At 60.0% G+C, this 21075-nt stretch carries 22 protein-coding genes; 18 read left to right on the top strand and 4 right to left on the bottom strand.

Translation table 11 applies throughout. The features are described from left to right. Positions 1–251: 251 nt before the first annotated feature. Positions 252–932 carry an alpha/beta family hydrolase gene (locus tag OK411_RS10385; protein ID WP_264364824.1) on the bottom strand — a complete coding sequence of 227 codons (681 nt, stop codon included), beginning with the start codon at positions 930–932 and terminating at the stop codon, positions 252–254. A 92-nt stretch (positions 933–1024) separates the two neighbouring features. On the opposite strand from OK411_RS10385, the gene ccoN (OK411_RS10380) reads away from it, so the two are divergent. The 10 genes from ccoN (OK411_RS10380) (at position 1025) to OK411_RS10335 (ending at position 9121) form a co-directional block, all read left to right on the top strand. Next, positions 1025–2449, top strand: coding sequence for a cytochrome-c oxidase, cbb3-type subunit I (gene ccoN / locus OK411_RS10380; protein WP_024012337.1), 1425 nt, complete (start codon positions 1025–1027; stop codon positions 2447–2449). A 10-nt stretch (positions 2450–2459) separates the two neighbouring features. After that, the gene (gene ccoO, locus OK411_RS10375; RefSeq protein ID WP_003223389.1) at positions 2460–3068 is read left to right on the top strand and encodes a cytochrome-c oxidase, cbb3-type subunit II; all 609 of its coding nucleotides are present in this window, start codon (positions 2460–2462) and stop codon (positions 3066–3068) included. Positions 3069–3071: 3 nt separating this feature from the next. Next, positions 3072–3269 carry a cbb3-type cytochrome oxidase subunit 3 gene (locus OK411_RS10370; protein WP_016773878.1) on the top strand — a complete coding sequence of 66 codons (198 nt, stop codon included), beginning with the start codon at positions 3072–3074 and terminating at the stop codon, positions 3267–3269. Beyond that, the gene (ccoP, locus tag OK411_RS10365; RefSeq protein ID WP_263469603.1) at positions 3266–4219 is read left to right on the top strand and encodes a cytochrome-c oxidase, cbb3-type subunit III; all 954 of its coding nucleotides are present in this window, start codon (positions 3266–3268) and stop codon (positions 4217–4219) included. Before OK411_RS10370 ends, ccoP (OK411_RS10365) begins: the two co-directional genes overlap by 4 nt. A 481-nt stretch (positions 4220–4700) precedes the next feature. After that, the gene (gene ccoN, locus OK411_RS10360; RefSeq protein WP_264364823.1) at positions 4701–6143 is read left to right on the top strand and encodes a cytochrome-c oxidase, cbb3-type subunit I; all 1443 of its coding nucleotides are present in this window, start codon (positions 4701–4703) and stop codon (positions 6141–6143) included. Then, positions 6143–6751, top strand: a complete 609-nt coding sequence (ccoO, locus tag OK411_RS10355) for a cytochrome-c oxidase, cbb3-type subunit II (protein WP_007917161.1) — start codon at positions 6143–6145, stop codon at positions 6749–6751. The genes ccoN (OK411_RS10360) and ccoO (OK411_RS10355) overlap by 1 nt, the downstream gene beginning before the upstream one ends. A 5-nt stretch (positions 6752–6756) precedes the next feature. Further along, a complete protein-coding gene (locus OK411_RS10350; protein WP_016775513.1) occupies positions 6757–6942 on the top strand; it encodes a CcoQ/FixQ family Cbb3-type cytochrome c oxidase assembly chaperone in 186 nt (61 codons plus the stop codon). After that, a complete protein-coding gene (ccoP, locus tag OK411_RS10345) occupies positions 6939–7922 on the top strand; it encodes a cytochrome-c oxidase, cbb3-type subunit III (RefSeq protein WP_024012333.1) in 984 nt (327 codons plus the stop codon). Before OK411_RS10350 ends, ccoP (OK411_RS10345) begins: the two co-directional genes overlap by 4 nt. Positions 7923–8447: 525 nt before the next feature. Further along, complete coding sequence (locus OK411_RS10340; RefSeq protein ID WP_038861980.1) at positions 8448–8702, top strand: type II toxin-antitoxin system Phd/YefM family antitoxin; 255 nt, start codon at positions 8448–8450, stop codon at positions 8700–8702. Beyond that, positions 8702–9121: a type II toxin-antitoxin system VapC family toxin gene (locus tag OK411_RS10335; protein WP_110601377.1), complete on the top strand. Its 420-nt coding sequence runs from the start codon at positions 8702–8704 to the stop codon at positions 9119–9121. Before OK411_RS10340 ends, OK411_RS10335 begins: the two co-directional genes overlap by 1 nt. Positions 9122–9159: 38 nt before the next feature. Here OK411_RS10335 and OK411_RS10330 read toward each other — a convergent pair whose 3' ends face one another. Next, positions 9160–10164 (bottom strand): metallophosphoesterase family protein, encoded by a 1005-nt coding sequence (locus OK411_RS10330; RefSeq protein ID WP_264364822.1) that lies wholly within the window; start codon positions 10162–10164, stop codon positions 9160–9162. 474 nt (positions 10165–10638) lie between these two features. Here OK411_RS10330 and ccoG point away from each other — a divergent pair, with 474 nt between their 5' ends. The 6 genes from ccoG to hemN all read left to right on the top strand — a co-directional run bounded on the left by ccoG (position 10639) and on the right by hemN (position 17686). Then, positions 10639–12054, top strand: coding sequence for a cytochrome c oxidase accessory protein CcoG (ccoG, locus tag OK411_RS10325; protein WP_136493928.1), 1416 nt, complete (start codon positions 10639–10641; stop codon positions 12052–12054). Positions 12055–12067: 13 nt separating this feature from the next. Further along, complete coding sequence (locus tag OK411_RS10320) at positions 12068–12607, top strand: FixH family protein (RefSeq protein WP_056784237.1); 540 nt, start codon at positions 12068–12070, stop codon at positions 12605–12607. Between the two features lie 137 nt (positions 12608–12744). Beyond that, positions 12745–15195, top strand: coding sequence for a heavy metal translocating P-type ATPase (locus OK411_RS10315; RefSeq protein WP_264364821.1), 2451 nt, complete (start codon positions 12745–12747; stop codon positions 15193–15195). Between the two features lie 23 nt (positions 15196–15218). Continuing rightward, positions 15219–15431 carry a cbb3-type cytochrome oxidase assembly protein CcoS gene (gene ccoS / locus OK411_RS10310; RefSeq protein ID WP_016773869.1) on the top strand — a complete coding sequence of 71 codons (213 nt, stop codon included), beginning with the start codon at positions 15219–15221 and terminating at the stop codon, positions 15429–15431. Continuing rightward, complete coding sequence (locus OK411_RS10305) at positions 15424–16107, top strand: sulfite exporter TauE/SafE family protein (RefSeq protein WP_073474012.1); 684 nt, start codon at positions 15424–15426, stop codon at positions 16105–16107. The genes ccoS and OK411_RS10305 overlap by 8 nt, the downstream gene beginning before the upstream one ends. A gap of 196 nt (positions 16108–16303) precedes the next feature. Further along, positions 16304–17686 carry an oxygen-independent coproporphyrinogen III oxidase gene (gene hemN, locus OK411_RS10300; protein ID WP_264364820.1) on the top strand — a complete coding sequence of 461 codons (1383 nt, stop codon included), beginning with the start codon at positions 16304–16306 and terminating at the stop codon, positions 17684–17686. Here the strand turns inward: hemN and OK411_RS10295 are convergent. Then, positions 17683–18165 (bottom strand): hypothetical protein, encoded by a 483-nt coding sequence (locus OK411_RS10295; protein WP_110646922.1) that lies wholly within the window; start codon positions 18163–18165, stop codon positions 17683–17685. The genes hemN and OK411_RS10295 overlap by 4 nt on opposite strands. 154 nt (positions 18166–18319) lie before the next feature. Here OK411_RS10295 and fnr point away from each other — a divergent pair, with 154 nt between their 5' ends. Together fnr and OK411_RS10285 are read left to right on the top strand one after the other, a co-directional pair. Next, on the top strand, positions 18320–19054 hold the full coding sequence (fnr, locus tag OK411_RS10290) for a fumarate/nitrate reduction transcriptional regulator Fnr (RefSeq protein ID WP_016773865.1): 735 nt from the start codon (positions 18320–18322) through the stop codon (positions 19052–19054). A 75-nt stretch (positions 19055–19129) separates the two neighbouring features. Next, the gene (locus OK411_RS10285; RefSeq protein ID WP_024012326.1) at positions 19130–19678 is read left to right on the top strand and encodes an adenine phosphoribosyltransferase; all 549 of its coding nucleotides are present in this window, start codon (positions 19130–19132) and stop codon (positions 19676–19678) included. Positions 19679–19830: 152 nt separating this feature from the next. Here the strand turns inward: OK411_RS10285 and OK411_RS10280 are convergent, their stop codons facing one another. Further along, positions 19831–20979, bottom strand: a complete 1149-nt coding sequence (locus OK411_RS10280) for an acyl-CoA dehydrogenase family protein (protein ID WP_264364819.1) — start codon at positions 20977–20979, stop codon at positions 19831–19833. Positions 20980–21075 lie beyond the last annotated feature (96 nt).

The raw sequence follows: 21075 nt of genomic DNA, 5'->3' as shown, positions 1-21075 counted from the left end.
GAGCGAAGGGACCCGAGCCTGCGAGGGCCGAACGTAGGAGCTAGCGTTTTTTGCTTACTTTTTTTGGCGCTTGTAAAAAAGTAAGTCGCCGTCAGGCGAAACCGCCAGCCGCAGCTCCCGAAGCAACGGATATGCCCCCAAGAGCAAGATCAAAAGCTAACCCCCTCACCCCTACCCTCCCGAAACGTCGGACCGCCCCCAAGGGGGCGAGGGGGAAAGGGAGCCGATCTCCATGGAAAACAGAATCTCGGTTAACCCTTGAGGAACTCGGATACTTTCTGCGCAGCACCCGCCAAATGATCGGAGTGCGTAAAGCCAGAAGCCTTGAGCGGCTTCAAATCATGATCCCCCGCCACCAACCAAAACACCTCAATCCCCGGCGCTAACGAATACCCCTCAACCGCCTCGCGATTCCCCAGAGCATCCCGCTCCCCCTGCACAATCAACGCTCGCGTGCGCAACGAAGCCAAATGCTCAACCCGCGGCTTCTCCGGCTTCCCCACCGCATAAAACGGATACCCCAGACACACCAACGCATCCACCCCCAACTCATCCGCCACCAGACTCGCCATTCGCCCGCCCATCGACTTGCCGCCAACCGCCAAAACCCCAGCGACATGACGCCGCACAACCGCAAACACCTCCCGCCAGCGTTCCAACAGTTTCGGCGCAGGATTCGGCGGCCGCTTCACCCCATCCACCCGCCGCTGCGCCATATACGGAAACTCAAACCGCAACACGTTGACCCCAAGCCCGGCAAGGCGCCCAGCCATGTCGTTCATCCACTCGCTATCCATCGGCGCCCCCGCCCCGTGCGCCAGAATCAGCGTTGCTGAAGCCTCACCAACAGCGGCATCCCAAAGCCACCCATGATCGAGCACACACTGCGCCCATTGATCCCCGTCAATACTGGCCTTGTGCTGTTTGTCCATGCTTGCCTCGCTTTTAGTCTGCCTATAACTCCAGGCGAAGGATTCGCGTCGTTTGCGCGCGCTCACTTCGGCTGAACCGTGGATGGGGAACCATGAACACTTCTATCAGTACCGCCTACAACTACAAGGTGGTCCGCCAATTCGCCATTATGACGGTGGTGTGGGGCATCGTCGGCATGGGCCTCGGGGTTTTTCTCGCGGCGCAATTGGTCTGGCCGGAACTCAACTTCAATTTGCCCTGGACCAGTTTCGGCCGTCTGCGCCCGCTGCACACCAACGCGGTGATCTTCGCCTTCGGTGGCTGCGCGCTGTTCGCCAGCTCTTTCTATTCGGTACAACGCACCTGCCAGACGCAATTGTTCGCGCCGCAAATCGCCGCGTTCTGCTTCTGGGGCTGGCAACTGGTGATCCTGTTGGCGGCGATCAGCCTGCCGTTGGGTTACACCAGTTCCAAGGAATACGCCGAACTGGAATGGCCGATCGACATCCTGATCACCATCGTCTGGGTCGCCTACGCGATCGTGTTCTTCGGCACGATCATGCAGCGCAAAACCAAACACATTTATGTGGGCAACTGGTTCTTCGGCGCGTTCATCATCACCGTGGCGATCCTGCACATCGTCAACAACCTCGAGTTGCCGGTGAGTTTCACCAAGTCCTACTCGGTGTACGCCGGTGCAACCGACGCTATGGTGCAGTGGTGGTACGGGCACAACGCTGTGGGCTTTTTCCTCACCGCCGGCTTCCTCGGCATGATGTATTACTTCGTGCCGAAACAGGCCGAGCGTCCGGTGTATTCGTATCGCCTGTCGATCGTGCACTTCTGGGCCTTGATCACCCTGTACATCTGGGCCGGCCCGCACCACTTGCACTACACCGCGCTGCCGGACTGGGCGCAATCGCTGGGCATGGTGATGTCGCTGATCCTGCTGGCACCGAGCTGGGGCGGCATGATCAACGGCATGATGACCCTCTCGGGCGCCTGGCATAAGTTGCGCAGCGACCCGATCCTGCGCTTTCTCGTGGTGTCGCTGGCGTTCTACGGCATGTCGACCTTCGAAGGGCCGATGATGGCGATCAAGACGGTAAACGCCCTCTCCCACTACACCGACTGGACCATCGGCCACGTTCACGCCGGCGCGCTCGGCTGGGTGGCGATGATTTCGATCGGCGCGCTGTACCACATGATCCCGAAAATCTTCGGCAAGGCGCAGATGCACAGCGTCGGCCTGATCAATGCGCACTTCTGGCTGGCGACCATCGGCACCGTGCTCTACATCGCCTCGATGTGGGTCAACGGCATCGCCCAGGGCCTGATGTGGCGCGCAGTGAACGAGGACGGCACGCTGACCTACTCCTTCGTTGAAACCCTGGTGGCCAGCCATCCGGGCTTTGTCGTGCGGCTGATCGGCGGGGCGATTTTCTTAAGCGGCATGTTGCTGATGGCTTACAACACCTGGCGCACCGTGCGGGCCTCGCAGCCTGCTGATGTCGTCGCTGCCGCGCAGATGGCCTGAGGAGTCCGCCATGAAACACGAAACGATTGAAAAGAACGTCGGCCTGCTGATGCTGCTGATGGTGTTCGCCGTGAGCATCGGCGGCCTGACCCAGATCGTCCCGCTGTTCTTCCAGGACGTCACCAACAAACCGGTGGAGGGCATGAAGCCCTATACCGCACTGCAACTGGAAGGTCGCGACATCTATATCCGCGAAGGCTGCGTCGGTTGCCACTCGCAGATGATCCGCCCGTTCCGCGCCGAAACCGAACGCTACGGGCACTACTCGGTTGCCGGCGAAAGCGTCTGGGATCACCCGTTCCTGTGGGGCTCGAAACGTACCGGTCCGGACCTCGCCCGGGTTGGTGCGCGCTACTCGGATGACTGGCACCGCGCGCACTTGTACAACCCGCGCAACGTTGTGCCGGAATCAAAGATGCCGGCCTATCCGTGGCTGGTCACCCAAGCGGTCGACAGCAGCCACACCGAAACCAAGCTGAAAACCATGCGCACCCTCGGCGTGCCGTACACCGACGACGACATCAGCGGCGCGGTCGCCAGCCTCAAGGGCAAGACCGAAATGGACGCCCTCGTTTCCTATCTGCAAGTGCTCGGCACTGCGATCAAGAGCAAGAGGTGAGCCATGGTCATTGAAATGAGTGCAGGCCTGATCCGCGGCCTCGGCACGGTCGTGGTGTTCGTCGCCTTCGTCGGTTTGACCTTGTGGGTGTTCAACCGCAAGCGCACCCCGGAATTCGCCGAAGCACGCCTGCTGCCGTTCGCCGACGAACCACTACCCGAAACAATTTCAGCCCCTGAAACAAGGAGTACCCGGCCATGACCACCTTCTGGAGTACGTGGATCTGCGTACTGACCATTGGCAGCCTGATCGGCCTGACCTGGCTGCTGATCGGCACCCGTCGGGGCGAGACCAAGGGCAGCGTCGACCAGACCATGGGCCACAGCTTCGACGGCATCGAGGAGTACGACAACCCGCTGCCGCAGTGGTGGTTCATGCTGTTCGCCGGCACGCTGGTGTTCTCGGTGGGCTATCTGGTTCTGTATCCGGGCCTGGGCAACTGGAAAGGCATCCTGCCCGGTTACGAGGATGGCTGGACCGGCGTGCACGAATGGGAAAAGGAAATGAACAAGGCGGACGCCCGGTTCGGTCCGATCTTCGCCAAATTCGCCGCCATGCCCCTGGAAGAAGTGGCCAAGGATCCGCAGGCGCTGAAAATGGGCGGTCGTCTGTTCGCCTCCAATTGCTCGGTGTGCCACGGTTCGGATGCCAAGGGCGCGTTCGGCTTCCCCAACCTTGCTGACAGCGACTGGCGCTGGGGCGGCGATGCCGAGACGATCAAGACCACCATCATGGGTGGGCGGATGGCGGCGATGCCGGCCTGGGGCGAAGTGCTCGGTGAGGCTGGGGTGAAAAACGTTGCCGCGTATGTGCGCCACGAACTGGCCGGCCTGCCGCTACCTGCCGACAGCAAGGCGGATCTGCAAGCCGGGCAGCAAGCGTTCAGCACCACTTGCGTGGCTTGCCACGGTGCAACGGGTCAAGGCACCCCCGCCATGGGCGCACCCAACCTGACCCATCCGGCCGGCTTCATTTATGGCACCAGCCTGACCCAACTGGAACAGACCATTCGCCATGGTCGTCAGGGACACATGCCAGCGCAGAACGAATTGCTGGGCAACGATAAAGTGCAATTGCTTGCCGCTTATGTGTACAGCCTGAGCCACGGATTGAACACAGAAAAACTTATAACTGAAGACAACAAGAAATAGCATTTGCGTACACCACTGCCGCAGCTTTCTCGCTGCGGCAGTTTCCCGCCCCTTTGCGACGCATTGTCGCACCCCTTGGATCCTCTCCTTTCGGAACCCCGGATTCGGGTCTACGCTTCATCGAAGCGGACCGGCTGAAGTCGGTTTCCAGATCAATCCCGAACGATGCGCGCCGTGAACCGGCTGATGGATTCGCCGCAAACGCAGGTAGATAACGGCTGTTGCGCCGATTGCCCGCAATTCCCCGATCACGACCTGTGAACGGGCACCGTTGACGGCGATCAGGATTGCGAGCTTTTTACGCGCACTGCGACATTTTGTCAGAGGCCATTTTTGACCCTACGCGGCGCATGGAAAGGCCGCAGAATCAGCGTTGGAAAGCATTGACCCAGGTCATGGCGCGTTGCAATGACCCCCTGCTTTATACATACTTGCGGCCGATTTTATCCCTATAAAAATACCCAAACCGTGGAACCTTAGAATGAGCACAGCAATCAGTCCGACTGCTTATAACTATAAGGTAGTCCGCCAGTTCGCCATCATGACGGTGGTCTGGGGGATCCTTGGCATGGGGCTCGGTGTCTTCATCGCCTCGCAACTGGTCTGGCCGGAACTGAACTTCGGTCTGCCGTGGACGAGCTTTGGACGCTTGCGCCCGTTGCACACAAACCTGGTGATTTTCGCCTTCGGCGGTTGTGCACTGTTTGCCACTTCCTACTATGTCGTGCAGCGAACCTGCCAGACGCGACTGATTTCCGACAGCCTCGCGGCCTTCACCTTCTGGGGCTGGCAAGCGGTCATCGTCGGCGCCATCATCACCTTGCCGCTTGGTTACACCACCACCAAGGAATACGCCGAACTGGAATGGCCGATCGCGATTCTGCTGGCGATTGTCTGGGTAACTTACGGTCTGGTGTTCTTCGGCACCATCACCAAGCGCAAAACCAAGCACATCTATGTCGGCAACTGGTTCTACGGCGCGTTCATCGTCGTCACCGCGATGCTGCACATCGTCAACCACATGTCGCTGCCAGTCAGCCTGTTCAAGTCGTATTCGGCTTACTCCGGTGCCACTGACGCGATGATCCAGTGGTGGTATGGCCACAACGCGGTGGGTTTCTTCCTGACCACCGGCTTCCTCGGGATGATGTACTACTTCGTGCCGAAACAGGCCGAACGTCCGATCTACTCCTATCGTCTGTCGATCGTGCACTTCTGGGCGCTGATCACTCTGTACATCTGGGCCGGCCCGCACCACCTGCACTACACCGCCCTGCCGGACTGGGCACAATCGCTGGGCATGGCGATGTCGATCATCCTCCTGGCGCCAAGCTGGGGCGGCATGATCAACGGCATGATGACCCTGTCGGGCGCCTGGCATAAGTTGCGCACCGACCCGATCCTGCGCTTCCTCGTGGTGTCGCTGGCGTTCTACGGCATGTCGACCTTCGAAGGGCCGATGATGGCGATCAAGACCGTCAACTCGCTCTCGCACTACACCGACTGGACCATCGGCCACGTACACGCCGGCGCCCTCGGTTGGGTAGCGATGATCTCGATCGGCGCGATCTACCACATGATTCCGAAACTGTTCGGCCGTGCGCAAATGCACAGCACCGGGCTGATCAATGCGCACTTCTGGCTTGCCACTATCGGCACCGTGCTTTACATCGCGTCGATGTGGGTCAACGGCATCACCCAAGGCCTGATGTGGCGTGCAATCAACGATGACGGCACCCTCACCTACTCGTTCGTCGAAGCGCTGCAGGCCAGCCACCCGGGCTTCATCGTCCGTGCGCTGGGCGGTGCTTTCTTTGCCAGCGGCATGCTGCTGATGGCTTACAACGTGTACCGCACCGTTCGTGCGTGGGATCCGGTTGAAGCCGAAGCCGCCGCCAAGATTGCCGTCGTTGGAGCTCACTGATGAAGCATGAAGCTGTCGAGAAGAATATTGGCCTGCTGGCCTTCTTCATGGTCATCGCCGTCAGCGTCGGTGGCCTGACCCAAATCGTTCCGCTGTTCTTCCAGGACGTCACCAACAAGCCGGTCGAGGGCATGAAGCCACGTTCGGCGCTGGAACTGGAAGGCCGCGACGTGTACATCGCCAACGGTTGTGTCGGCTGCCACTCGCAGATGATCCGCCCGTTCCGCGCTGAAACCGAACGCTATGGCCACTATTCGGTTGCTGGTGAAAGCGTCTGGGATCACCCGTTCCTGTGGGGTTCCAAACGTACCGGTCCGGACCTGGCCCGTGTGGGCGGTCGTTACTCCGATGACTGGCAACGTGCGCACTTGTACAACCCGCGCAACGTGGTCCCCGAGTCGAAAATGCCGGCTTACCCGTTCCTCGTGGAAAACAAGCTCGACGGCAAGGAAACCGCGAAAAAAATGGAAGTCTTGCGCACCCTCGGCGTGCCTTACACCGACGAAGACATCGCCGGTGCACAGGATGCCGTGAAGGGCAAAACCGAAATGGACGCGCTGGTGGCCTATCTGCAAGGCCTGGGCACCATCATCAAAAGCAAACGGTGAATCTGATGGATATCGGGATGATTCGAGGCCTGGGCACCGTGGTCGTGATGGTGGCCTTCATCGGTCTGGCCTTGTGGGTGTTCAGCCCCAAGCGCAAGTCGGAATTCGACGACGCGACCATGCTGCCTTTTGCCGATGATCCCGAAGCCATCAAGCACGTCGAGCAAGCTTCTAGGAGTAACAAAGAATGACTACATTCTGGAGTCTGTACGTCACAGTCCTCAGTCTCGGTACGATCTTCGCCCTGACCTGGCTGCTGCTGTCGACCCGCAAGGGCCAGCGCAGCGAACAGACGGACGAGACGGTCGGCCACTCCTTCGACGGGATCGAGGAGTACGACAACCCGCTGCCGAAATGGTGGTTCATGCTGTTCGTCGGCACCATCATTTTTGCGCTGGGTTATCTGGTGCTGTACCCGGGTCTGGGCAACTGGAAAGGTCTGCTGCCGGGCTACAACTATCTGGATACCGAGAAGCAGACCGCGTTCGCCAACGGCCAGACCGGCTGGACCGGCGTCCACGAGTGGGAAAAGGAAATGGCCCGTTCGGACGCTCGCTTCGGTCCGATTTTCGCCAAGTTCGCGGCGATGCCGATCGAAGAAGTTGCCAAGGATCCGCAAGCACTGAAAATGGGCGGCCGTCTGTTCGCGTCCAACTGCTCGGTGTGCCACGGTTCCGACGCCAAGGGCGCCTATGGCTTCCCCAACCTGACCGACGCCGACTGGCGCTGGGGCGGTGAGCCGGAAACCATCAAGACCACCATCATGGGCGGCCGCCACGCGGTGATGCCGGCATGGGCGGAAGTGATCGGCGAGCAAGGCGTGGCTGACGTAGCGGCCTTCGTGGTGACCAACCTCGACGGGCGCAAACTGCCGGAAGGCACCAAGGCCGACCCGGCCAACGGCCAGAAACTCTTCGCCGCCAACTGCGTGGCTTGCCACGGCCCTGCCGGTAAAGGCACCCCGGCCATGGGTGCGCCTGACCTGACCCATCCGGGCGCATTCATCTACGGCTCGAGCTTCGCGCAACTGCAGCAGACCATCCGCTACGGCCGTCAGGGCCAGATGCCGGCGCAGGAACAACTGCAGGGCAATGACAAGGTGCACCTGCTGGCGGCGTATGTTTACAGCCTGTCTCACGGTGAAAAAGCACCGGAGGCGAAGGCTGAGTAAGGCCAACGCTTGAAGCAAAAAAGGCCCCGCCAATCGGAATTGGCGGGGCCTTTTTTCATGCTGGCATTCACGATTCGAAACGCTTGCTCGATGGACCTGAGCTGAGATGCACGGTAGGTTTTTTTCGCCCCGATAAGCCATATCGGCTCCACTTCAAGGATGAAGCCCCAATGTCGAAAGATGACCAAAGCACACTGCAAAATCAGCCTCAACCCGGCTCTACCCATTGGGCAGGGTTCGAACGAACTGTGAAACCGTTACTCGAGGTATCGCAGCAAACCATGAACAACCCCGGTAACGGTGGCGGACTCGACGGCCTCGGCGGCGGTAGATTGCTCTGACAAGGGCAGCAAAAAACACCGAATTTACGCCCTATATCCAGCGCCTCACGCCTTGGCGGGAGGCGCCTTCGCCGGTGCCCTTATGAAAGTGACAAACCGATCGTCCTCTACCCGCCTTTCCGATTGCGGGGGAAATCTTAAGGTAGTAACGTTCCTACATCAGAATTTCTGGAGGCCAAACATGATGGCCATCACCACTATTTCCAGCCGCGAGTTCAACCAGGACACCAGTGCAGCCAAAAAAGCCACGCATCAAGGTCCAGTGATCATTACTGACCGAGGCAGGCCTGCCCACGTATTGCTCAGCATCGAGGAGTACCAGAAACTGACCGGTTGCCAGACCAGCATCGTTGAGCTACTGGCGATGCCGGATGCGCTTGAAATCGAATTCGAGCCCGAGCGCGCCGTCATCACTCCTCGCAGCGTGGACCTTTCCTGATGTTTCTGCTGGATACCAATGTAGTTTCCGAGTTGCGCAAAAACCAAGCCGACAGGCATGTGGTGAAATGGGCAAACAGCATTTCCCCAGCCAGCCTGTATCTATCCGCAATCACTGTGCTGGAACTGGAAACGGGCGTCCTGCGTATCGAACGTCGTGACCCTTCACAAGGCCAACTGCTGCGCAACTGGCTGGAACATCACGTCAAACCGGCGTTCTCTGGCAGAATCCTGCCGGTCGATAGCAGCGTCGCCATCCGGTGCGCACGATTGCATGTTCCCGACCGCAGCAATGAATGCGACGCCTTGATCGCCGCCACCGCGCTTGTACACGGGCTTACGCTGGTAACTCGCAACATTGCGGACTTCCAACACAGCGGCGTCAATCTGATCAACCCATGGATCGCTGCCAACACCTGATTGATGAAGACCCCGCCCTATCAGCGGCGGGGCTTTTGTCAGGGGCGTTGGGCGAAGATTGAATGCACCACAGTGGTGTCGATCAACGTTCGATTGCGCCATTGGTTGTTCTTCACCAGGTACACCTGGAGTTGCTTGCGATCCTCAGTGAAACTGGCAATCAGATAGGTTTGCTGAGAGGTACTGCCGCTCAGGTACATGGGCACGTTACCTTGCTGATAGGCATCACCTCCGTCCTCGTGCAAATGGCCGGCAAAAATCGCCGTCACTCGATATTTGTTAACCATGTCGTAGAAGCGTTTCTGTTGCGCCTGGGTTCCCATATGGTTCAACGGCTTATGCATGTTGATGATGATGGCGTAGCCCGACGCTCGCGCCAGCCTGAGATCCGTCTCGAGCCAATCCAGCGCATCGTTGATTTCGAACGTCGTCGGGTTCAATGGATGAGCGATCCGGGCGGTATAGGTCGGTTCGTTGTTGAGCTGAACCATATGCACTTCACCGATATTTTTCGAATAGGCGAGACTGCCCGAATAGGTCTTGCTCAGAAAGCCACTGGTAATCTTCAGATCGAAGTTATCGACCTTACCTTCATGATGCTCTTTGAACTCGACGATACTTCCTGCCGCACAGCTATTGCTAAAGCAATCATCGACATTGTTTTCATAGTCGTGATTACCAAGGCCGTAGAGATATTCGCCCTTGAAATGTTTATCCAGCAGATCCTTCATGAACGAGCGCTGCCAGCCATGCCCGAATGCGGTTATATCACCATTGATCATCAAGGGAACCTGCGCTTGAGAGCCGTTTTGATTTCTGAATTCGGCAATGCTCGCAAGTTGGGTTTCCACCAGCCATTTCGAGCGCTCTTTGAATTCGGAATCGGATTCGGGTATGCGGCGATCGGTCTTGTCCGTCCACGGATATTGAGTATCCGAAGCAAACACCATGTGTTTCGGCATGTCAGTAGCGGCCTGAGCGGTAATAGCCGAAGCTAAAATCCAGGCACCCACAAAGATGCTCTTGAGATTATTCAAATTCATGCTTTTAAATTCCATTTAAGTTAACTATCAATACGCAAAAGAATTTCGCGAGAGCAAAACTTATGCGATCACAGCTAAAACTTCAAAGCATTCATAAACAACAATCAAGTTTATATATTTCAGACCCAACAACTTGTAACAGGCAGCCAATTCAATCTGTGGCTCTTGTAGCCGAAGTGGCAACGACGGACGGTTTGTCGTTCAACTTGCGACATCGACGGTTGTTGCTTGAACAAGCGATTGAAAAGATGAACTAGCCGCTTCGGCAAAACCGTCCATACTCAACAAGTCAATTGATCTGCGTCAGGCTTTTGCGCAATCGCTACACCATCCGCATTTTTTACCCAACGCGACCAAAGGTCGCACCCTTGAGCCAGAGCGGCAGGCGTATCATCACGCTACTGCAACAGCCCTTTTTGACTTCGGTTGGCACGTATCGACCGAGGCATTTTTCCACTGCCGTGGGATGCAATGATGAGCAATCAGATTCCGGTACACGACGTCACGCCGCCGAGCAAGAACGCGAACAACAGCGTCGACCTTTATGCCTCACGAGAAAAAATCTACACCCGTGCCTTCACCGGCCTGTTCCGCAATCTGCGGATGCTCGGCGGTGCGGCGTTGTTTCTGCTGTATTTCGGCACGGTATGGCTGAACTGGGGCGGTCACCAGGCAGTGTGGTGGAACCTGCCGGAGCGCAAATTCTTCATCTTCGGCGCGACTTTCTGGCCACAGGATTTCATCCTGCTCTCGGGGCTGTTGATCATTGCCGCGTTCGGCCTGTTCTTCATCACCGTGTACGCCGGGCGCGTCTGGTGCGGTTATACCTGCCCGCAGAGCGTGTGGACGTGGATTTTCATGTGGTGCGAAAAGGTCACCGAAGGCGACCGCAACCAGCGCATCAAGCTCGACAAGGCGCCGATGAGCACCAACAAATTCCTGCGCAAACTGGCAAAGCATTCGCTGTGGCTGTTGATCGGTTTTGTCACCGGCATGACCTTTGTCGGCTACTTCTCGCCGATCCGCGAACTGGTCATCGAGTTCTTCACCGGCCAGGCCGATGGCTGGTCGTATTTCTGGGTCGGTTTTTTCACCCTCGCCACGTACGGCAATGCCGGTTGGTTGCGTGAGCAGGTTTGCATCTACATGTGCCCGTATGCGCGCTTCCAGAGCGTGATGTTCGACAAGGACACGCTCATCGTTTCCTACGACCCGCGCCGTGGCGAAAGCCGTGGGCCGCGCAAGAAAGGCATCGACTACAAGGCGCTGGGGCTGGGCGATTGCATCGACTGCACGATGTGCGTGCAGGTCTGCCCGACCGGCATCGACATCCGCGATGGCCTGCAGATCGAGTGCATCGGCTGCGCTGCGTGCATCGATGCCTGCGACAGCATCATGGACAAGATGGATTACCCACGCGGGCTGATCAGCTACACCACCGAACACAACCTCTCCGGGCAGAAAACTCATAAACTGCGACCGCGCCTGATCGGCTATGCCGTGGTGCTGCTGGCGATGATCAGCCTGTTGGTCGCCGCGTTCTTCATGCGCTCACTGGTCGGTTTCGACGTCAGCAAAGACCGCGTGCTGTACCGCGAAAACGCTGAAGGCCGGATCGAAAACGTCTACAGCCTGAAGATCATGAACAAGGATCAGCGCGACCACACTTACCTGCTGCAAGCCGAAGGCCTGCCGGACCTGCGCCTGCAAGGCAAGCGCGAGATCAAGGTTGCTGCCGGCGATATCGTCAGCATGCCGGTCGAGTTGTCGAGCGCACCGGAACAACTGCCATCGAGTACTAATGAGGTGAAATTCATCCTCAAGGACGCCGATGACGACAGCGTCCACGTTGAAGCCAAGAGCCGATTCATCGGCCCACAAATCCGTTGAGAGAATTTTGAACATGCCCGCTGCAAACGCCGCAAGTCCCTGGTACAAGCACCTCTGGCCGTGGATCATCATCGCGATTCTGGCCTGCTCGGTGGCCTTGACCCTGTCGATGGTGACCATCGCGGTGAACAACCCGGACAACCTGGTCAACGACAACTATTACGAAGCGGGCAAAGGCATCAACCGTTCACTGGATCGCGAACTGCTGGCGCAAACCCTGAAGCTGCGTGCAGCGGTGCATCTGGATGACGTGACCGGGGAAGTCGATCTGCGCTTGAACGGTGACAGCCAGCCGCAAACCCTGGAACTGAACCTGATCTCGCCGACCCAGCCGGAGAAGGATCGCAAGATTGTTTTGACCCGCAGTGGCAGCGAGAGCGGGCGCTACATCGGCCAGTTGAGCGACAAGGTTGAAGGGCGACGGTTTGTCGAGTTGCTTGGCAGCCAGGATGAGCACGTGTGGCGCATGTTTGAAGAAGAACTGGTCAGCCATGACAAGGAGCTGCTGCTGGGTGACGAGCCATTGCAGGGTGCGGAAGATCTGAAAAAATAAGCCTTTTACTCTGATCGTTCCCACGTTCTGCGTGGGAACGCAGCCAGGGACGCTCCGCGTCCCAGCCGAAGCGGACGCGGAGCGTCCGGGGAGGCATTCCCACGCGGAGCGTGGGAACGATCATCGGAACGCGCACCATGACCAGCCCAACCCCCTGCTACCACTGCGCCCTGCCCGTCCCGTCCGGCAGCCGCTTCACCGCCGTCGTCCTCGGGCAGGCCCGGGGGTTCTGCTGCCCGGGCTGCCAGGCGGTGGCCGAAGCCATTGTCGCCGGTGGTCTGGAAAGCTATTACCAGCATCGCAGCGAAGCGTCGGCCAATCCCGAAGCGCTGCCGGTGCAACTGAGCGATGAACTGGCGCTGTACGACCGCGCCGACGTGCAGCAGCCCTTCGTCCGCCACGAAGGCGATCTGGCCGAAACCACCCTGTTGATGGAAGGCATCAGTTGCGCCGCTTGCGGCTGGCTGATCGAGAAACACCTGCGCACCCTGCCCGCCGTCGCCGAAGCGCGGTTGAACCTGTCCAACCATCGCCTGCACGTACGCTGGGCCGACGCACAATTGCCGCTGAGCCAGATCCTCGCCGAGCTGCGCCACATTGGTTACGCTGCACACCCGTACCAGGCCGACCGCGCCAGCGAACAGCTGGCCAGTGAGAATCGCCTGGCCCTACGCCAACTCGGCGTCGCCGGTTTGCTGTGGTTTCAGGCGATGATGGCGACCATGGCCACCTGGCCGGAATTCAACATCGACCTCAGTCCCGAGCTGCACACGATCCTGCGCTGGGTCGCGCTGTTTCTCACCACACCGATCGTGTTCTACAGCTGCGCGCCGTTCTTCAAAGGCGCGATGCGCGATCTGCGCACCCGCCACCTGACCATGGACGTGTCGGTGTCGCTGGCGATCGGCAGCGCTTACATCGCCGGGATCTGGACGTCCATCACCGGGGTCGGCGAGCTGTACTTCGATGCGGTCGGCATGTTCGCCCTGTTTCTTTTGGCCGGGCGCTATCTGGAACGCCGCGCCCGCGAACGCACCGCTGCTGCCACCGCGCAACTGGTCAACCTGTTACCGGCCTCGTGCCTGCGCCTGGATAGCGATGGCCAGAGCGAACGCATCCTGCTCAGCGAGTTGCGCGTGGGCGAGCGGATTCTGGTGCAGCCGGGCTCGATTCTGCCGGCTGACGGTAAGATCATCGATGGCCAGTCGAGCATCGACGAATCGCTGCTCACTGGCGAATACCTGCCACAGCCGCGCACGCTCGGTGATGCGGTCACTGCGGGCACGCTCAACGTCGAAGGCGCATTGACCGTGCAAGTGCAGGCGCTGGGACAGGACACGCGTCTCTCCGCGATCGTGCGCCTGCTCGATCGTGCTCAGGCGGAGAAACCGCGTCTGGCGGAAATCGCCGACCGCGCCGCGCAATGGTTTTTGCTGTTGTCGCTGATCGCGGCGGCAGTGATCGGCCTGCTGTGGTGGCAGCTGGACTCAGCGCGGGCGTTCTGGATCGTTCTCGCCATGCTGGTGGCGACCTGCCCGTGCGCGCTGTCGCTGGCGACGCCGACCGCCCTCACCGCCGCCACCGGCACCCTGCACAAACTCGGCCTGCTGCTGACACGCGGCCATGTGCTGGAAGGCTTGAACCAGATCGACACAGTGATCTTCGACAAGACCGGCACGCTCACTGAAGGTCGCTTGGTGCTGCGCTCGATTCGCCCGCTCGCCGCGCTCGACAGCGAACAATGCCTGAGCCTTGCCGCTGCGCTGGAAAACCGCTCGGAACACCCGATCGCCCGCGCTTTCGGGCGTGCGCCGCTGGCCGCCGAGGACGTGCACAGCACAGCGGGGCTGGGCCTGGAAGGCGTGGTCGGTGAGCAACGCTTGCGCATCGGTCAGGCCGAATTTGCCTGCGCCCTGAGCGGCGCGGCACTGCCGTCAATGCCTGATGAAGCCGGACAATGGTTGCTGCTCGCTGACACCCACGGGCCGCTGGCGTGGCTGGTGCTCGATGATCGCCTGCGTGACGATGCCCCCGCCCTGCTCGCGGCCTGCAAAGCGCGGGGCTGGCGCACCTTGCTGTTGTCCGGCGACAGTTCGCCGATGGTCGCCAGTGTCGCCGCCGAACTGGGCATCGACGAGGCCCGTGGCGGCTTGCGCCCCGATGACAAGCTGCAAGTGCTGCAACAACTGCACAAGGAAGGACGCAAAGTGTTGATGCTCGGTGACGGCGTCAACGACGTGCCGGTACTGGCTGCGGCCGATATCAGCGTGGCCATGGGCTCGGCCACCGATCTGGCGAAAACCAGCGCCGATGCGGTGTTGCTGTCCAACCGCCTCGACGCCCTGGTACAAGCCTTCACACTGGCGCGGCGCACGCGCCGGGTAATCATCGAAAACCTGCTGTGGGCGGCGCTGTACAATGGCCTCATGTTGCCGTTCGCCGCCCTCGGCTGGATCACTCCGGTGTGGGCGGCGGTCGGCATGTCGATCAGTTCGCTGACCGTGGTGCTCAACGCCCTGCGCCTGACTCGTCTGCCGAGCGCGCCGGCCGCCGGCAGCCCGACCCAAACCCGCCCGCTGCCGGCCTGAGCCGCGCGGGCCTGGAGTTACCGATGCCAGCTCTCTATGTGATGATTCCCGCTGCCTTGCTCATCGTCGCCATCGCCGTGTACATCTTCTTCTGGGCGGTGGACAGCGGTCAGTACGACGACCTCGACGGCCCGGCACACAGCATCCTTTTTGACGATCAGGACCCCAACCACACCGCCGCGGTGGACGAAGCCAACGCCGGCAAACCGGACGACAAGGTGCCGCCCCATGCTTGAACTGGCGCCCCTGCTGGTCTCGGCGCTGATCCTCGGCCTGCTCGGAGGCGGCCACTGTCTGGGTATGTGCGGCGGCCTGATGGGCGCGCTGACCCTGGCGATTCCCAAAGAGCAGCGCAGCCGGCGCTTTCGTCTGTTGCTGGCGTATAACCTCGGGCGGATTCTCAGTTATGCCACGGCGGGATTGCTCATCGGCCTCGCCGGCTGGGCAGTCGCCAACAGCCCGGCGGCGCTGTTCATGCGCGTACTGGCCGGGTTGCTGCTGATCGCTATGGGTTTGTACCTCGCCGGCTGGTGGAGCGGGTTGACGCGTATCGAAGCGCTCGGGCGTGGTTTGTGGCGCTTTATTCAACCGGTGGCGAATCGCTTGCTACCGGTTTCCAGCCTGCCGCGTGCCTTGCTGCTCGGCGCGCTGTGGGGCTGGCTGCCGTGCGGGCTGGTTTACAGCACCTTGCTGTGGAGCGCGAGTCAAGGCAATGCGCTGGACAGTGCGTTGCTGATGCTCGCTTTCGGCCTCGGCACCTGGCCGGTGCTGCTGGCCACCGGGCTGGCGGCTGAACGGGTCACCGCGATCCTGCGCAAACGCAGCGTGCGCATGGCGGGTGGCTTGCTGGTGATTGTGTTTGGCCTGTGGACCTTGCCCGGGCCGCATCAGCATTGGCTCATGGGCCATTAAATGTGTGGGGCGGCCTTCGCGAGCAGGCTCGCACCCACAGGTCTTGAGTACGCTGCAATCCAATGTGGGAGCGAGCCTGCTCGCGAAGACGCCCGCACGAACAACACAAATCCTCGCCGTTGATGCAAATCAAGATGCCCTGTAACGCCCTCCCCTAGACTCGCCACACTGCCAGCCTATCCGGGGGAATGCCCGCATGCTCGACGCCATTCGTTGGGACTCTGATCTGATCCGCCGCTACGATCTGGCGGGGCCACGCTACACCTCGTACCCGACCGCCGTGCAATTTCACGGTCAGGTCGGCACTTTCGACCTGTTCCATGCCCTGCGCGACAGCCGCAAGGCGCAGCGGCCGTTGTCGCTGTACGTGCATGTGCCGTTCTGCGCGAACATTTGCTACTACTGCGCCTGCAACAAGGTCATCACCAAGGATCGCGGTCGCGCGCAGCCGTATCTGCAACGGCTCGAGCAGGAAATCCAATTGATTGCCTGCCACCTCGACCCGGCGCAAACCGTCGAGCAACTGCATTTCGGTGGCGGCACACCGACCTTTCTCAGCCACGACGAGTTGCGTCAGTTGATGGCGCACCTGCGCAAGCATTTCAATCTGCTCAACGATGACTCGGGCGATTACGGCATTGAAATCGACCCGCGCGAGGCCGACTGGTCGACCATGGGCCTGCTACGCGAACTGGGTTTCAATCGGGTCAGCATTGGCCTGCAAGACCTTGACCCGGCGGTGCAGCGCGCAGTCAATCGCCTGCAAAGCCTGGAAGAAACCCGCGCGGTGATCGATGCGGCGCGCACTTTGCAGTTTCGCTCGATCAACATCGATCTGATTTATGGCCTGCCGAAGCAGACACCGGACAACTTCGCCCGCACCGTCGAGGAAGTGATCAGTCTGCAACCGGATCGCCTTTCGGTATTCAACTACGCACACCTGCCGGAACGCTTCATGCCGCAACGGCGGATCAACAGCAGCGACTTGCCGAGCCCGGCGCACAAACTGGAAATGCTCCAGCGCACCATCGAGCAACTGACCGCTGCCGGCTACCGCTACATCGGCATGGACCACTTCGCCCTGCCTGATGACGAACTGGCCATTGCTCAGGAAGAGCAGACCCTGCAACGCAATTTCCAGGGTTACACCACCCACGGCCATTGCGACCTGATTGGTCTGGGCGTGTCGGCGATCAGCCAGATCGGCGATCTGTACTGCCAGAACAGCAGCGACCTCAACGCGTATCAGAACAGCCTGGCCAGCGCGCAGCTGGCGACCAGTCGCGGCCTGGTGTGCAACGCTGACGACCGCTTGCGCCGCGCAGTGATTCAGCAACTGATCTGCAATTTCAAACTTGAGTTCGCCGAGATCGAGCAGCAGTTCAACATCGATTTTCAAGGCTACTTCGGCGCGCTGTGGCCGCAGTTGCAAGGTATGGCCGAGGATGGCCTGATCAGGTTCGAGCGCGAGCGCATTGCGGTGCTGCCGGCGGGCCGATTGCTGGTGCGCTCGGTGTGCATGGTCTTCGATGCGTACCTGGAGCAGCAGAACCGCCAGCGTTTTTCTCGAGTGATTTAAGGCTTGGTCAGCAACGAGCCGACCTTGAGGTTCTGATCAGGGTTGAGCGCCGACTGGTTCATGACTTTCGACAAGGAAAGGTTGGCGGTGATCAGGCCGCTGTTGAGGGCGGCGATGGCGCCACGTAATGCGGCGAGCTTGTTGATCTTTTCCTCGTTGGAGAGGGTTCTGTCTGACATGACCGCCGCCATGCGGGCTTTTTTCTCGATGATTTCTTTTTGGATCTTGCGAATCATCTTCAGCAACTGTTGGATGTTCTCCGGTAAGCCACTGTTGTCGATGTCACTGTTTTCGCCGCCGACAGCGGCGGATTTGGCGATGGCCGCGCCGGACAGCGACACTTTGACGCCCTCGACCAAGGTCGGGGTTGCCGCATTCGACAAGGCGTCGTCGCGGTCGATTGCAGCGTCGGGACCGGTTACCTCCGGCGAAGCAGCAATGCCGCTGCTACCGGGGCTTAGCGTGCCAATGGCGGTCATCGGGGCCTTCCTTGGATGAGTACTGATAGTGGGTTATCGGCCGCCGGTGCTGCGGCTTTATGTCTGTAGGACAACGCCGCCGCGTGCTGGCCTGAATGTCCTTCCGTGGGTTACCCTTACGGCTTATGTGTGTTTTCCCACAAGGATTGAAGAAATGTCCGAGCCAGTCAAACTGCGCGCTCACAACCAGGCCCACTGCAAGGATTGCAGCCTGGCCCCGCTCTGCCTGCCACTTTCTCTGAATCTGGAAGACATGGATGCGCTCGACGAAATCGTTAAACGCGGCCGCCCGCTGAAGAAGGGCGAGTTCCTGTTCCGCCAGGGCGACACCTTCGATTCCGTTTATGCAGTCCGCTCCGGCGCGCTGAAAACCTTCAGCCTGAGCGATGCCGGCGAAGAACAACTGACCGGCTTCCACCTGCCGAGCGAACTGGTCGGACTGTCGGGCATGGACACCGAAAAACACCCGGTCTCGGCCCAAGCGCTGGAAACCACTTCGGTTTGCGAAATCCCCTTCGAGCGCCTCGACGAACTGGCACTGCAATTACCACAACTGCGCCGCCAGTTGATGCGGGTGATGAGCCGCGAGATTCGCGACGATCAGCAAATGATGCTGCTGCTGTCGAAGAAGACCGCCGACGAGCGCATCGCCACTTTCCTGGTCAACCTGTCGGCCCGCTTCCGCGCTCGCGGCTTCTCGGCCAATCAGTTCCGTCTGAGCATGTCGCGCAATGAAATCGGCAATTACCTGGGCCTGGCGGTGGAAACCGTGTCGCGGGTGTTCACCCGTTTCCAGCAGAACGAGCTGATTGCCGCCGAGGGCAAGGAGATTCACATTCTCGACCCGATCCAGTTGTGCGCGCTGGCCGGCGGCTCGATCGAAGGCTGATCACGACCCGCGGTTGAGCGAATCGTTTCAGCCGCGGGTATACTGCGCCGTTTGCAGCCCTGCCAGGACACCCCGATGGTCTTCGACTCCTTCGACATCAAATCCCTGATCCGCCCCGTGATCGACTTTCCGAAACCGGGCGTGATCTTTCGCGACATCACCCCGCTGTTCCAGTCGCCGACGGCCCTGCGCCTGGTGATGGACAGCTTCGCCCACCGCTATGTCGAAGCCGACTTCACCCACATCGGCGCCATGGATGCCCGTGGTTTTCTGATCGGTTCGGTACTGGCCTATCAGTTGAACAAGCCACTGGTGCTATTCCGCAAGCAAGGTAAATTGCCGGCGGACGTGCTCGCCGAAGGTTATGCGACCGAATACGGCGAAGCGTTCCTGGAAGTGCACGCCGACAGCCTGTGCGAAGGCGATTCGGTGGTGATGTTCGATGACCTGATCGCTACCGGCGGCACGCTGATCGCAGCGGCCAACCTGATTCGCCGCATGGGCGCGCGGGTACATGAAGCGGCGGCGATCATTGACCTGCCAGAGCTGCAAGGTTCGCAGCGCTTGCAGGATATGGGCATCCCGACGTTCTGCCTGACGCAGTTTGCTTTGACTGATAAATAATCAAGATCTAAAGATTGATCGTTCCCACGCTCCGCGTGGGAATGCCTCTAGGGACGCTCTGGGTTCCAGCTTGCGATAGGGACGCGGAGCGTCCCGGGCTGCATTCCCACGCAGAGCGTGGGAACGATCATGCATCGGACGATCTTTTGCTTTTAGAGCCCCATCTGCTTGCTGATGATTTCATTCATCACTTCCCGCGTTCCGCCGCCAATCGACAGAATGCGGTTATCCCGATACAGCCGCTCCACCAGGCTTTCACGCATGTAACCGAGCCCGCCAAGAATCTGCACGGCTTCGGTGGTGATCCGGTCCGAGGTGTCGGTGGCGAAGTTCTTCGCCATGGAGATCTCCTTGATCACACTCTGCCCCGCCGCCATTTTTGCCGCTTGCCGATAAGTGAACTCGCGCGACACTTCCAGCGCCGTGGCCATTTCGGCGAGCCGATGTTTGATCACCTGAAATTTGCCGATGGGTTTGCCGAACGCCTCACGCTCGCGCGACCACTTCAGGCTCTCCTCCAGCGCCAATTGCGCAGTCATATTGGCCATCAATGCCAGCGCCAGGCGTTCGCTCTGGAAATTGCCCATGATGCAGGCGAAGCCCATGTTCTCCCCGCCGATGAGGTTTCCTACAGGCACGCGGCAATCGTCGAAGAACAACTCAGCGGTGTCCGACGCCCACCAGCCCATTTTCTTCAATTGCCGACCGACACTGAAACCCGGCGTGCCCTTCTCGATCAGCAACAGGCTGATACCGCCGAACCCCGGCGCACCGGTGCGCACCGCGACCGTGTAGAAATCCGCGCGCACGCCGCTGGTGATAAAGGTCTTGCTGCCGCTGACCCGGTAGAAGTCACCGTCACGCACGGCGCGGGTTTGCAAGTTGGCGACGTCGGAGCCGCCGCCGGGCTCGGTGACTGCCAGCGCGCTGATTTTCTCGCCGCTGAGCACCAGCGGTACCACCCGCTCGCGAACTTCAGGCCGCGCCCATTTGACGATCGGCGGCAGGCCGATATCCAGCGAACCCAGCCCCGCCACCAGGCCACCAGAGCCACAGCGCATCAGTTCTTCACTGGCGGCGACCTTGGCGAACAGATCGCCTTCATGGCTGCCGCCAAGCGCTTCGGGATAGCCGATACCGAGAATGCCCGCCGCACCGGCCTTGAGGTACAGCTCACGGGGAAAGCTTTCGGCTTCTTCCCACTGATCGATGTCCGGCAGGATCTCGCGTTCGACGAAACGTCTGACGCTGTCGCGGACCAATTGATGGCTGGGGTCGAAGTATTCCTGAAAGGCAGGCATGGGCGAGCTCCACGGAAGGGTTCGCCGACGTTAACCGAGCGCTTGCTTGGTTATCAATGAAATTGTGCGAATCAGATGGACCGCGGCGCGCCATTC

The sequence above is a fragment of the Pseudomonas sp. RG1 genome, from assembly GCF_025910115.1.
Lineage (GTDB): Bacteria > Pseudomonadota > Gammaproteobacteria > Pseudomonadales > Pseudomonadaceae > Aquipseudomonas > Aquipseudomonas atacamensis.
The sequence above is the reverse complement of the archived record's forward strand: the minus strand, read 5'-3'. Positions and strand labels throughout refer to the sequence as shown.

Excerpts from the sequence above, each read along its gene's own strand:
- OK411_RS10305 (WP_073474012.1), top strand. The coding sequence starts at position 15,424 with ATGCTTGAACTGGCGCCCCTGCTGGTCTCGGCGCTGATCCTCGGCCTG.
- ccoP (WP_024012333.1), top strand. The coding sequence starts at position 6,939 with ATGACTACATTCTGGAGTCTGTACGTCACAGTCCTCAGTCTCGGTACG.
- OK411_RS10315 (WP_264364821.1), top strand. The coding sequence starts at position 12,745 with ATGACCAGCCCAACCCCCTGCTACCACTGCGCCCTGCCCGTCCCGTCC.
- ccoG (WP_136493928.1), top strand. The coding sequence starts at position 10,639 with ATGAGCAATCAGATTCCGGTACACGACGTCACGCCGCCGAGCAAGAAC.
- OK411_RS10350 (WP_016775513.1), top strand. The coding sequence starts at position 6,757 with ATGGATATCGGGATGATTCGAGGCCTGGGCACCGTGGTCGTGATGGTG.
- fnr (WP_016773865.1), top strand. The coding sequence starts at position 18,320 with ATGTCCGAGCCAGTCAAACTGCGCGCTCACAACCAGGCCCACTGCAAG.
- OK411_RS10320 (WP_056784237.1), top strand. The coding sequence starts at position 12,068 with ATGCCCGCTGCAAACGCCGCAAGTCCCTGGTACAAGCACCTCTGGCCG.
- OK411_RS10385 (WP_264364824.1), bottom strand. The coding sequence starts at position 932 with ATGGACAAACAGCACAAGGCCAGTATTGACGGGGATCAATGGGCGCAG.
- OK411_RS10295 (WP_110646922.1), bottom strand. The coding sequence starts at position 18,165 with ATGACCGCCATTGGCACGCTAAGCCCCGGTAGCAGCGGCATTGCTGCT.
- OK411_RS10370 (WP_016773878.1), top strand. The coding sequence starts at position 3,072 with ATGGTCATTGAAATGAGTGCAGGCCTGATCCGCGGCCTCGGCACGGTC.
- OK411_RS10340 (WP_038861980.1), top strand. The coding sequence starts at position 8,448 with ATGGCCATCACCACTATTTCCAGCCGCGAGTTCAACCAGGACACCAGT.
- ccoO (WP_007917161.1), top strand. The coding sequence starts at position 6,143 with ATGAAGCATGAAGCTGTCGAGAAGAATATTGGCCTGCTGGCCTTCTTC.
- hemN (WP_264364820.1), top strand. The coding sequence starts at position 16,304 with ATGCTCGACGCCATTCGTTGGGACTCTGATCTGATCCGCCGCTACGAT.
- ccoN (WP_264364823.1), top strand. The coding sequence starts at position 4,701 with ATGAGCACAGCAATCAGTCCGACTGCTTATAACTATAAGGTAGTCCGC.
- ccoS (WP_016773869.1), top strand. The coding sequence starts at position 15,219 with ATGCCAGCTCTCTATGTGATGATTCCCGCTGCCTTGCTCATCGTCGCC.
- OK411_RS10330 (WP_264364822.1), bottom strand. The coding sequence starts at position 10,164 with ATGAATTTGAATAATCTCAAGAGCATCTTTGTGGGTGCCTGGATTTTA.
- OK411_RS10335 (WP_110601377.1), top strand. The coding sequence starts at position 8,702 with ATGTTTCTGCTGGATACCAATGTAGTTTCCGAGTTGCGCAAAAACCAA.
- OK411_RS10280 (WP_264364819.1), bottom strand. The coding sequence starts at position 20,979 with ATGCCTGCCTTTCAGGAATACTTCGACCCCAGCCATCAATTGGTCCGC.
- OK411_RS10285 (WP_024012326.1), top strand. The coding sequence starts at position 19,130 with ATGGTCTTCGACTCCTTCGACATCAAATCCCTGATCCGCCCCGTGATC.
- ccoP (WP_263469603.1), top strand. The coding sequence starts at position 3,266 with ATGACCACCTTCTGGAGTACGTGGATCTGCGTACTGACCATTGGCAGC.
- ccoO (WP_003223389.1), top strand. The coding sequence starts at position 2,460 with ATGAAACACGAAACGATTGAAAAGAACGTCGGCCTGCTGATGCTGCTG.
- ccoN (WP_024012337.1), top strand. The coding sequence starts at position 1,025 with ATGAACACTTCTATCAGTACCGCCTACAACTACAAGGTGGTCCGCCAA.